11 protein-coding genes and 1 pseudogene are annotated in these 10621 nt (G+C 67.6%); 2 read left to right on the forward strand and 10 right to left on the reverse strand.

Annotated elements, in window-relative coordinates; genetic code table 11:
* The 6 genes from VMD50_RS16535 to VMD50_RS16560 all read right to left on the reverse strand — a co-directional run.
* Positions 1-611 (reverse strand): NRAMP family divalent metal transporter (locus VMD50_RS16535; protein ID WP_325428812.1); only part of this gene is annotated, 611 nt, incomplete at its 3' end.
* On the reverse strand, positions 608-1486 hold the full coding sequence (locus VMD50_RS16540; protein ID WP_325428813.1) for a PRC-barrel domain-containing protein: 879 nt from the start codon (positions 1484-1486) through the stop codon (positions 608-610). The genes VMD50_RS16540 and VMD50_RS16535, both read right to left, overlap by 4 nt.
* 23 nt (positions 1487-1509) lie before the next feature.
* The gene (locus VMD50_RS16545; protein WP_325428814.1) at positions 1510-2373 is read right to left on the reverse strand and encodes a DUF7144 family membrane protein; all 864 of its coding nucleotides are present in this window, start codon (positions 2371-2373) and stop codon (positions 1510-1512) included.
* Positions 2374-2555: 182 nt separating this feature from the next.
* On the reverse strand, positions 2556-4667 hold the full coding sequence (gene glgX, locus VMD50_RS16550) for a glycogen debranching protein GlgX (RefSeq protein WP_325428815.1): 2112 nt from the start codon (positions 4665-4667) through the stop codon (positions 2556-2558).
* 90 nt (positions 4668-4757) lie between these two features.
* The gene (locus tag VMD50_RS16555) at positions 4758-5354 is read right to left on the reverse strand and encodes an HdeD family acid-resistance protein (protein WP_325428816.1); all 597 of its coding nucleotides are present in this window, start codon (positions 5352-5354) and stop codon (positions 4758-4760) included.
* Between the two features lie 4 nt (positions 5355-5358).
* Positions 5359-5787, reverse strand: a complete 429-nt coding sequence (locus VMD50_RS16560) for a hypothetical protein (protein ID WP_325428817.1) — start codon at positions 5785-5787, stop codon at positions 5359-5361.
* A gap of 269 nt (positions 5788-6056) precedes the next feature.
* Here VMD50_RS16560 and VMD50_RS16565 point away from each other — a divergent pair, with 269 nt between their 5' ends.
* Positions 6057-6680, forward strand: a complete 624-nt coding sequence (locus tag VMD50_RS16565; protein ID WP_325428818.1) for an HdeD family acid-resistance protein — start codon at positions 6057-6059, stop codon at positions 6678-6680.
* Between the two features lie 35 nt (positions 6681-6715).
* On the opposite strand, the pseudogene VMD50_RS16570 reads toward VMD50_RS16565, so the two are convergent.
* Positions 6716-7672: pseudogene (locus VMD50_RS16570) on the reverse strand (acyl-CoA dehydrogenase family protein); the annotation flags it as partial.
* On the opposite strand from VMD50_RS16570, the gene VMD50_RS16575 reads away from it, so the two are divergent.
* Positions 7671-8423 carry an acyl-CoA dehydrogenase family protein gene (locus VMD50_RS16575; RefSeq protein WP_414686091.1) on the forward strand — a complete coding sequence of 251 codons (753 nt, stop codon included), beginning with the start codon at positions 7671-7673 and terminating at the stop codon, positions 8421-8423. The pseudogene VMD50_RS16570 and the gene VMD50_RS16575 overlap by 2 nt on opposite strands.
* A gap of 480 nt (positions 8424-8903) precedes the next feature.
* Here the strand turns inward: VMD50_RS16575 and VMD50_RS16580 are convergent, their stop codons facing one another.
* From VMD50_RS16580 to VMD50_RS16590, 3 genes are all read right to left on the reverse strand, one after another.
* Positions 8904-10013, reverse strand: a complete 1110-nt coding sequence (locus VMD50_RS16580; protein WP_325428819.1) for a hypothetical protein — start codon at positions 10011-10013, stop codon at positions 8904-8906.
* Positions 10010-10408 carry a hypothetical protein gene (locus VMD50_RS16585; protein ID WP_325428820.1) on the reverse strand — a complete coding sequence of 133 codons (399 nt, stop codon included), beginning with the start codon at positions 10406-10408 and terminating at the stop codon, positions 10010-10012. The genes VMD50_RS16580 and VMD50_RS16585 overlap by 4 nt, the downstream gene beginning before the upstream one ends.
* A partial coding sequence (locus tag VMD50_RS16590) for a CHAT domain-containing protein (protein WP_325428821.1) occupies positions 10405-10621 on the reverse strand: 217 nt, incomplete at its 5' end. The genes VMD50_RS16590 and VMD50_RS16585, both read right to left, overlap by 4 nt.

Here is a 10621-nt window from a genome sequence, read left to right on the forward strand (position 1 = left end):
ACCGCGAGCATCAGGAAGGCGTGGCTGGCCAAAAAGTGCGGCCACGCCAGGTTGGCGCCCACTTCCTTCCAGTCGGGGTGGCCGAGGAACGCGGCGATCGGGTAGGCCAGAAACGCCAGGGTCAGAATCAGAAACAGCCGCTCGGCGCGCGAGTAAGTGCCCAGCACCGTCAAGGCCCAGACGAACACCGCGGCTATGGGCACCGAGACCGTCGGGGATACCCCGAAGATCTGCATCGCCGCGCCGACCCCCGCGAACTCGCTGACGGTCAGCCCGGCGTTGGCGATGAGCAACAACAGCATCGCGACGAACGAAGCCCTGACGGAAAACTGCTCGCGGATGAGGCCGCCCAGCCCCTCTCCGGTGTAAACGCCCAGCCGTGAACACATCTCCTGCACGACGACCAGCGCGACGGTCACCAGGACCATCAAAAACAAAGTGCGGTAAGCGAATTGAGATCCCGCGCTGGCGTAGGTGACGATTCCCCCGGCGTCGTTGCCGGCATTGGCGGCGATCAGTCCCGGTCCGAACACCGCCAGCACGGCCAGCACGCGCGGCCACCACCGCCGGCGCCTGCGCAATTCGTGGGGGGCAGGCTGGGGCGTGGTCACGGGCTGTGGTCGATCAACAGCGCCCGCAGGCGAATTCGGTCCGGCTCGTCGAGCTCCGCCAGCAGCGCCTCACGCTGTTCGGGGTCCAGCGCGGCGAGGGCTTCGGCCGCGGCCGCGGGCTGCGCCAGCGCCGCCAACTCCGCCTGCCGCGTGCGGGGCAGATCCGCAAGGATCGCCGCCACGTCCCTGGCCCGCAGCGTCTTCAGGTTGGCCGCCGATTCGCCCAATTGCACCCCGCTGCCCGGGGTGCCTGCGGCCACGGCCGGCCCGGACTCCCACGCGGACGCGGTGTCGGTGAACCGCGGCACGAACGCGTGCAGTTCGGCCCAGTCGATCACCCGATCGACCGGCGGGCACTTCCGGCGCCGGGGCAGCAGCCGCCGGCACAGTGGGCGCAGTCCGACGTCGATCCCCGCAAGTTCCCATCCGTGGGATCCGTTGAGCAGGTACACGTCCGATGCGCGCACCACCTGCACCCCGCCGACGTCCACCAGCTGGCGATCGAGGACGTCGCGGGCGAGCGCGACATCGCCCTCGCGGCGGACCGGGCGCGAGACGACATTCCGGTCCCCTCGCAGGCGCACGCCGGTCTGGCTGAGGATCACGGACTCCCTGTCGATCAGGGCGAAACCATGGCCCACCGGAATCAGAACGCCGGTGACGGGCGGATGGGCGCCGCCGTGGTCCCAGCGCACCACGACGTCGGCGACCTTGCCGACGCGCGTGCCCTGGCTGTCGAGGACCGGACGGCCCAGCAGGTGAGCCAACGCGATCACCTGATCGGCGAACGCCCGACGCGCAATCAAGCGTTCGCGCAACGCCGCCGAGAGCCTGCGCCGCTGCGACGACTTATCGCCGGCCCCCATCACGGACACAAGCTCAACCCGGCGGTGCCAGATCAGGTTCCGGAGCTGACGTCGATGTGCTTTTCGGCGGCGGCGGCTTGCGGCTGCCCCACCGAGACGGTCAGGATGCCGTCACGGTAGGTGACGTTGATGTCTTTCTCGTTCGACCCCGGCGGAAGCGTGACCGAACGAACGAACGACCCGTATGTGAACTCGGATTTTCCGTTGGAGTCGGCCCTGTGGGTGCGGTGCGCCCTGATCGTCACCACCCCGTCACGGGTGGTGACCTTGACGTCTTTGGCGGGGTCGATACCGGGCAGTTCGGCGCGGATCTCGTAGCGCCCGTCTTTCATCCCGTCTTCGAGGCGGATCGGCTGACCGCCGAACATCGGTTGCAACATCGACCAGGGCGGGAATCCGGACAGCCATTGCGGCACTTCGGGCATGCCCGAGAACAGTTCGCCCCCAGGGAAATTCGGCGCCCTCTGCGATTCGGCGGCGGCGCGCGCCGCCGGGCTTTCCCAGGTCGCCACCGCCCAGATGACGAAGACGTCCAATGCGATCAGCACGATCGCCCACACCGGGTAGTGCGGAAGCCATAAGAACTGGATCACGATCGACAGCGAGGCGATGACGATGGCGGCCACGCGCGCCCATGTCGTGCTGAAGAACAGTCCGAAGGCCACCACGGCGACCAGTATCCCCATGATGATGTGGATCCAGCCCCAGGTGTTGTTGTCGAACTCATAGGCGTACGGCGGTCCCACGACCACCACCTGGTCGTGAGCCAGTACGGAAATGCCCTCAAAAATGGACGCCACCGCGGATATCAGCAGCACGGCGGCCGCCCCGTAGGTCCCGATGCCCGCCACGATTTGCCGGCCTGAATAGTTGTCGCCGTTGGAATGTTGGGCCATGACCGCCTCCTCGACTGCAGGGAATTGCCGGACCGGCTGCGCCGACTTCCTCGATTGCGTGCGCCTGAGGGGCCGCCGCCCGGCGAACATGCCGCTCCGCGAGTAGATTTCCGCCTGTGACGCTCGCAATGTTCGCGCCGATCACACCGCCCGGGTAGGGCATAAAGTCATTTGATGCGGGCCTACGGCGCCGCTGCGTCCGTGGGACACCGACAGATGACCAGCGAACGCGCGCCCACCTCGAGCCGATCCTGCACGGCGCCAACGTGCTTGGGATCGAAGGTGTCGCACACGATCTGCCAGCACCGGGCGGACGCCTCGGCGGGCGTTGCGGGCAGGGCGAAGGTCATCGGCTCCCACCATCCGTTGATCAGGAGCAGGAAATCGTCGTCGAGCAGCGGCACGCCGTCTGCACCGCAGTCCGGATCGGTGCGGCCGTCTACCATCATGGCCACGCCGCGCGCGAATGGGTCCGTCCAGTCTTGTTCGGTCATCGCAGTGCCCGACGGCGTCATCCAGCGTAGGTCGGCGGCGGCCGAGCCGACCAGGAAGCGGCGGCGCCGGAAGATCGGGTGGCCAAGCCGCAGCGCGATCAGGTCGGTGGTGAAAGACAACAGCTCGTCGTCGATCGCCGACCAGTCGAACCAGCTGATCTCGTTGTCCTGGCAGTAGGCGTTGTTGTTGCCGCGCTGGGTGCGGCCGAATTCGTCACCGCCGGAGAGCAGGGGCACACCCGCCGACAGCAGCAGCGTCGCCAGCAGGGCGCGTTCCTGCCGGGCCCGCAGCGCCGCCACCTGCGGGTCGGTGGTCGGGCCTTCCACGCCGCAGTTCCAGGACCGGTTGTCGTCCGTGCCGTCGCGGTTGCCTTCGAGATTGGCGTCGTTGTGTTTGTCGTTGTAAGACACCAAGTCGGTCAGGGTGAAGCCGTCGTGAACGGTGATGAAATTGACCGACGCGCTGGGGCGGCGGCCCTCTTCGCGCCCGCCGTACAGGTCGGCAGAACCGCACAGCCGGGTGGCGTAGTCGCCCAGTAGCCCGTCGCGGCTTCGCCAGAAGTCGCGCACGGTGTCACGGAAGCGGCCGTTCCACTCGCTCCACAACGGCGGAAACCGCCCCAGGTCGTAGCTGTCGGGCCGTCCGACATCCCACGGTTCGGCGATCAGCTTGACCGCCGAGACCACCGGATCCTGGCTGACCATGGCGAAGAACGCGGCGAAGGGGTCGAAGCCGCCCTGCTGCCTGCCCAGCGTCGGGGCGAGGTCGAACCGGAAACCGTCGACGCCCATCTGCGACACCCAATAGCGCAATGAGTCCATGATCATCCGCAGTGCCACCGGGTGGCCCGTGTTGAGGGTGTTTCCGGTGCCCGTGGTGTCCAGATAGCGGGCCGGGTCGGCGGCATCGAGGCGGTAGTAGGCGGCGTTGTCGAGGCCGCGGTGGCACAGCGTGGGGCCGCCGGTGCCGCCTTCGGCGGTGTGGTTGAACACCACGTCGAGCACCACCTCCAGCCCCGCGGCATGCAACGCGTCGACCATGGCGCGAAACTCGTGTGCCAGGCCCTTCGGCAGGCCCACCCGGACCGTGGCCGAGTACGCGGCATGCGGCGCGAAGAAGCCAATGGTGTTGTAGCCCCAATAGTTGGTCAGCCCCCGCTCCAGCAGAAACTGCTCGGACACGTGGTGATGTACCGGCAGCAGCTCTATTGCCGTGATGCCCAGCCTGACCAGATGGTCCAGGGCCGCCTCATGCGCCAGGCCCGCATACGTTCCCCGTAGCTCCGGCGGGACGCCGGGATGGGAGGCGGTGAAGCCACGCACGTGCACCTCGTAGAGAATCGTGTCGGCCAGCGCACGACCGGGCCGGGATACGGCCGGGGGCATGTCGGGGGCCACCATGCTGCGCGGCACGTGCGCCGCAGAGTCCAAAGAGCTTGGCAGAAGCGGATTTTCGACCGTGAAGTCGAGCACCTCGGGCCCGAAACTGACGTCGCCGACGATGGTGCGCGCATAGGGATCGAGCAACAATTTGGCCGGGTTGTAGCGCATTCCGCGGGCCGGATCGAACGGCCCGTTGACGCGGAAGCCATACAGCTGCCCGGCGCCCACGCCGGGCGCGAACCCATGCCACACGTCGCCGTCGCGATCCGGCAGCACCAATTGTGTTTCCGCACCGTCGCGGTCGAACAGGCACAAGATTACCCCGTCGCCGCCGGATGACACCGCGAAGTTGGTCCCCGCCGCGTCCACGGTGGCGCCCAATGGGGATGGGCGACCGGATAAAATGCTGTGGCTCATCGGGTTCCGTGACGCGATACTCAGTCGGTGCGGGTTAGAACGGTGTCGGGCATCGCCGGAGCGAGGTCGATTCGTGCCGGGAGTCCCCGGTCATGCGGCAGCGTGGGTCATCCTCTGAACTCCGGGCTGCGCGGAATCGAGCGCCCTGCGGGCCTGGAACGACCAGATGATCTGTGCGATCCCGATCGCCACCAGCCAGACCCCGGCTACCAGCGCGAGCACGCTAACGGAATCGAAGGGCCAGGCCAGCACGACGACACCGGCGATGAGACTGATGACCCCGAGGAAGATGTGCCATCCCCGTGCGGGTAGGTCGGGATCGCTGATCGCGAGCGTCGTCTCGGAAGTGCCCTGGAAAAGAAACGAAACCCCGATCCAGATGGCCAGCAAGAGGGTCGCATAACCCTGCCCGAAGTGGCGGAAGGCCAAGACGCCCAAAACTATCGAGAGCGCACCGCTGATGAGCAACAGCGCGCGGCTGCCCACTGGCACGGCGGAGCGCGACGCCAGCACCAGCTGTGCGATGCCCGACACCAACAGGTACGCGCCGAACAGCGCCGACGCGACCACTATCGACTCGTCGGGCCAGACCAACACCACTACGCCCAGGATCACGGTGATCACGCCCCAGGCGAGCATCGATCGCCACAGGTACCCGAGGACGGGGGGCGCTTGTGCGGCGGGCATGTCTTTAGCCCTTCTTCACCAGCCGGTCGGCCTGGCTGCGCGCGAGCTCCGCACGCACAACCGCCCATTCCGCGGCGTCAAGGCAGTAGGAGGCCAGGTCGACGGCCATAGCCGCGTCCGCCTCGGCGCAGTCGGCGGCCCGGTCGGCGTTCTTTTCCTTCATCTCGGCCTGCCACTTCTGAAGGTCGGCACGCATCTGGTCGATCTGCCGCTCGATCGCGCTCCGGGTCTCCGCCCACCACGTGCGCGCGGCCCCTTCGGCCTTCGCCGTGGTCTTGTGCAGCTCGTCGGCTTCCCGCTGGATCGTGGCCTCAAGCTCGTCCCGGCGTGCCTGCAGCGCGGCGCGATTCTTCGCCTGCACGGCGGCCGCCGAATCCTCCAGCCTCTTGACGCGACCGGCGAGATCCGTCAATGCCTCTGACAACCGTTGCATGTTCGGCTCCTTGGTTCGATTCCGGTAGCCACGAGTGTGTGCCGCCCGGGCCGCACAACCTAGGGTCAAAAGTCCCGTTCGAAACTGCTTGGACGGGCCGATCGCTGCCACCGGCTCCCGTGGTGGCGCCGACCCGTTCCGTGCGGGTGAACGGCGGCGACTTCACGGCCGAAAGGGACTCCCTTACAGGGGACCTTCGGCCCTTGGCGCGGTGTGCGGCCGCGGGCTATTCACGGTCTTGTGCACACGTTGGCTGAGAGGTGACGACTATGACCGTGCAGGGTGCCAGCAGGACCCGCGACTTGTGGAAAGTTGTGTTCGCATGGGGCGCATTGACCCTGGGTTTGGGCATAGTCATGCTCGCCAGACCGGGGGAAACAGTACTGGCCGCCGCTGCGCTGCTGGGCACCTACCTCATCGCGTCGGGAATCGCCGAGATGGCCTTGGCGTTCATTCTCGATACGACGGCGGGCAGTCGCATACCGCTTTTCGTCACGGGGGCGTTGTCCTTAGCCCTGGGGGTTCTGACGTTTCGGCACTTCGGTTATGCCTATGCGGTCCTGTTGCTGGCCCTCGGTATCGGAATCGGCTTCTTTTTCGAAGGCGTTTCCGAGATCGCGTTGACCATCGAACACCCGTCGCTGCCCGACCGGGGGTGGTACGCCTTCCTGGGAGTCGTCAGCATGATCGCCGGCATCGTCATGCTCGCATGGCCGTTCACCAGCCTTCGCGTGGCCATGATCGTCGCGGGAGTCTGGCTCTCGGTCATCGGGATCAGCGATATCTTGTGGGCTCTGCGCGCACGCAGAGCCCACGGCCGTGTCCAACGCACGACACAACGGCTGAGGACGGGTCCGGCCACGCCCGCCACCCAGAGTGGAGCAAGCGCTTAATCGGGCGGGCCGGGCCGGAAGGCCACGGCAAGCACTCAGCGCAACAGCGCCCTCGACATCACCACGCGCTGAATCTGATTGGTGCCCTCGTAGATCTGGGTGATCTTGGCGTCGCGCATCATCCGCTCGACCGGGTAGTCGTTCACGTAGCCGTAGCCGCCGAGCAGCTGCACCGCGTCCGTGGTGACTGACATCGCCACGTCGGAGGCCATCGTCTTGCAGGCGGAGGAGAAGAACGTGAGGTCGGGCACCTTCTCGCCCTGCATCGCGCGCTCGGAGCGTGCCGCCGCGGCGTAGGTGAGCTGCCTCGCGGCCTCCAGGTTCATCGCCATGTCGGCGAGCATGAACTGCACGCCCTGGAACTCGGCGATCGCCTTGCCGAACTGCTTGCGCTCCTTGACGTAGCCGACCGCGTAGTCGAGTGCCCCCTGCGCGATGCCGAGCGCCTGCGCGGCGATCGTGACGCGGGTGTGGTCCAGGGTGCGCAGCGCGATCTTGAACCCCTCCCCCTCGTCGCCGACGCGGCGGGACTCGGGGATCTCGCAGTTGTCGAAGTACAGCTCGCGGGTGGGCGAGCCCTTGATGCCCAGCTTGTGCTCGGGTGCGCCGAGGCTGAAGCCCGGGTCGCCGTCCTCGACGACGAACGCGGTGATGCCGTTGTCGCCCTTGTCCTGGTCGGTCACCGCCATGAGCGTGTAGTACTTCGACACGCCGGCGTTGGTGATCCACCGCTTGACGCCGTTGAGCAGGTAGCCGCCCTCGGTGCGCACCGCACGGGTGCGCATCGCGGCGGCGTCGGATCCGGCCTCGGGCTCGGACAGTGCGTAGGAGAACATCGCCTCGCCGCGCGCGACAGGCGGCAGATAGCGCTGCTTCACCTCTTCCGACGCCCCGAGCAGCAGCGGCATCGTGCCGAGCTTGTTCACCGCCGGGATCAGCGAGGACGTGGCGCAGGCGCGGGCAACCTCCTCGATGACCAGCGCGGCCGCCATGAAGACCAGGGCGGTGCGTGACGGCGACGGCTACGTGCTGAACGGCGTGAAGCGCTGGATCACCAACGCCGGGGTATCCAAGTACTACACGGTGATGGCCGTTACCGACCCGTCGAAGGGCGCGAACGGGATCTCCGCGTTCGTCCTGGAGGACGGCGATCCCGGGTTCACGTTCGGCGCTCCGGAGCACAAGCTCGGCATCAAGGGCTCGCCGACCAGGGAGCTCTACTTCGACGACTGCGCCATCCCGGCCGACCGCCTGGTCGGCGCCGAGGGCGAGGGCTTCAAGATCGCGCTGCGCACCCTGGACCACACCAGGATCACGATCGCGGCCCAGGCCCTGGGCATCGCTCAGGGCGCGCTCGACTACGCGCTCGGGTACGTGAAGGAACGCAAGCAGTTCGGCCGCATCGTCGCCGACTTCCAGGGACTGCAGTTCATGATCGCCGACATGGCCATGAAGCTGGAGGCGGCCCGCCAGCTCACCTACGCGGCCGCGGCCAGGTCCGAGCGCGCCATGGCCGGCGAGAAGGTCGCCGACCTGACCTTCTTCTCCTCGGCCTGCAAGTGCCTGGCCTCCGACGTCGCCATGTCCGTCACCACCGACGCGGTCCAGCTCCTCGGCGGCTACGGCTATGTCAACGACTACCCGGTCGAGCGCATGATGCGCGACGCCAAGATCACCCAGATCTACGAGGGCACCAACCAGATCCAGCGCATGGTCATGGCCCGGCAGCTGCTAAAGGAGTAAAATTAGGCCGTTGAGCTGCGATTTCTCTAACACATGCTGTAGCAAACCGCGCGGTGCGACGTGGAGGTACGGGCTCTCGCTTGTGTCCGCTTTGCCCTATTCGTGCTAGTTATTTTCGGTCGTTTCCCAACCGCGTGCTGAATCCGTGCTGATACCTGGAGCCTATTGGTCTAGACCAATAGGCGCGGCGCAGGGTGGCGGAAGCTGCCGCACGAGGCAGCCGCCTGCTCAGGAGGCCGTAGTTAACCGTCGGCATTAACGACGCCCCTACCGAGCGGCCGGCGGCGCTCGGATTCCTTCCGCGACAGCTATCACCGAACGTGGCTGACGCCATTGGCTCGGCGGTGACGAATCCACCCCGAACGCCGACTCGGCGCGCCCCCGGGTTTGAGCTTGTCGTAGACGGCGGAGCACAGATCAGCCTGTCCGGTGGTGCCTTCAGCACCACCGGAACCAACTCTTCGCCCGAGCTCGCGTTCATCATCGAACGCGCACAAATAAGTCTCGGGTCAGGGCGCTTGTGTCCCTGCTTGGAGCGCCGGTGTCCGGTGCCGGCGGTCGTGGTGTGACTCCCTCCGGCTGGCCTGTCTGCATCCCTGCGTGCGCCACCTCGGCAGGGGCGGCGGCCTCGGTCGCATGTAGCGCGTGTCCGCCGGGTAGCTCGCGCCCGGCTTCTGGCGCCGGGCCGTGGTCATAACTTAGGGCCGGCACGACGCCTTGCCGCCACATGAGGCTGACCTGGCTGGCGATCGTGCATTCCTGCCCGATGTCAGCTGGGAGAGCGAGGTGCAGCTGGGTGAGCAAGTCGAACCGGTGCAGGTCGAAGGCGACCGTCACTGCCTCCCCGTAGGACATCGCGCTGTGCACGGCCCCGACGTAGGCGAGCCGGGCGATCGCGGCCGGGATCGCGGCGACCAGCACCCACCAGCCAGACCTGGACAGGAAGGCTATGGTCAGGAGGGCCGTCGCGGCCGAGGTCATGGCGAGCCGGGCGAGGGTGTCCAGCCGGTCGCGCTGCCCGTCGACGACCGCCCGGACACCCGGCGACAGCAGCGGGTACAGCCGGGGCCACGCCATGACCGCGTCCCAGCCGTACTGCTGGCCTGCGCGCGTCTCCATCGCGGTGAGCGCGTTCCCGAGCGCGGTTGGCCGGATATCGTCCGGGTCATCGGGAAAACGCCGCTGCAGGCGGGCCGCCCGGGCTCCGGCCTCCTGGATGGCCCGCGGCGACAAGTCGTCGCCGATCTTGGCGGCCTGCGCCGCACGTTCGCGGCGCTTATCCTGACGCTCGCGCGACCGCTTGGCCACGCCCGCCAGGCGGGCCGGCCAGTATCCTTCGAGCAGCCGGACGAGCCGCAGCTGGAGCGGGTCCAGCAGCAGCGCGACGATGACCAGGGCGAGGGTAAGGAGAAGCACCTGACCTGCGCTCAGCCCGCGGAGAACCTGCCAGGCCCGGTGGAGGCTGGGATCGGTACCGGGCGCGCCTGCCGCCAGGATCACCGTGATGAACAGCCCGGCCGCCACGACCGGCAACAGGGAGACGACCCGGCCCCGCGTGCTCAGGGCCTGCAGCAGGTCTGCGCCCGTCATGCCTTCAGCTCGAGCGGTCCGTGCCCTCGCGGACAGCTGGGCGGTCCGTCCGTGCCGACCACGACGCGCAGTTCGCGGATTCCGCATCCCTGTGTCAGGCACCGGTACTCGAGAAGCTGGTACCGGGTGGAGACGCCCGGCAGCTGGGCACCGTCTCCATCCTCGGCAGAGCGGCGGGGCCCGAGCAGAAGCTGGAGCCGACGGCGGCGCACCGTGCCGACTGCTGTTTGCCCCTGCCTGAGCCAGACAGCGGACAGGTCCGGATCGGCTTCGAATGCCGTCGCGAGTATGCGCGAAATCGCGTCCGCGTCCAGGTCGGCGCCTGCCGGGATCTGTAGCGTCGTCGTGGTCTCGGCCGGCACCCGGTCGACCAGGAAGTCGAGCGGATTGGTCATCTGCCCCCTCCCACGTGCACGTACGGCGCCCAGGCACCGCACAGGTCCGGCGCCTCCGACCGCAGGTCGCGCACGGCCAGGTGCAGCGCTTCCGCGGCGAGGCCCGGCTGGAGCTCGTCGTCGCGCCGCAGGTACCGGTACAGGCGCTCCATGATCTCGGCGGTGGAACTGTCTGGTACGGTCCACAACGTTCCTACCACGTCGCGGCAGCCG

The organism is Mycobacterium sp. (genome assembly GCF_035506235.1).
Classification (GTDB): Bacteria; Actinomycetota; Actinomycetes; order Mycobacteriales; family Mycobacteriaceae; genus Mycobacterium.